General features: G+C 65.2%; 1 pseudogene. It reads left to right on the top strand.

The annotated features are described in order from the left end of the window. Positions 1-468: pseudogene (locus D3D02_RS19495) on the top strand (orc1/cdc6 family replication initiation protein); the annotation flags it as partial.

The following is a 468-nucleotide window of genomic DNA, read 5'->3' as shown; positions in this document are numbered from 1 at the left end:
GGTCGATCTGCTCGCCGACCTCGACGAGCGCGTTCGCTCTCGCGTCTCGGTCGGCTACCGGGTTCGGTTTGATCGGTACGGTGAGGACACGATCGCGGAGATACTGGAGCGACGGGCTCGTGAAGGACTCGGACCGAACGCCGCGAGCGAGGAGGTGTTCCAGAGGATCGCGCGGCTCGCAGACGGCGACGCTCGCATGGGGATCACGACGCTCCGGGCCGCGGCGCGGAAGGCGAGCAGCGAGGGTCTGTCGAACATCCCGAAGCGGCTCGTCGAGGACTCGATGTCCGAGGCCGAACGCGAAATCGCCAGGAAGACGTACTCGAAGCTCAACGATCACCAGCGCGTCGTCGTCGACGTACTTCAGGAGGATGGACCGCTGATCCAGCGGGAGCTTCACGAGCAGTACTCCGAGCGCCACGACGACCCGGTTAGTCTGCGGTACTTCCGTGACGCACACTTGGCGAA

The organism is Halobellus sp. Atlit-38R (assembly GCF_003665925.1).
Lineage (GTDB): Archaea > Halobacteriota > Halobacteria > Halobacteriales > Haloferacaceae > Haloquadratum > Haloquadratum inordinatus.
Note: the sequence above shows the minus strand (reverse complement) of the source record. Positions and strands in the feature narration are given on the sequence as shown.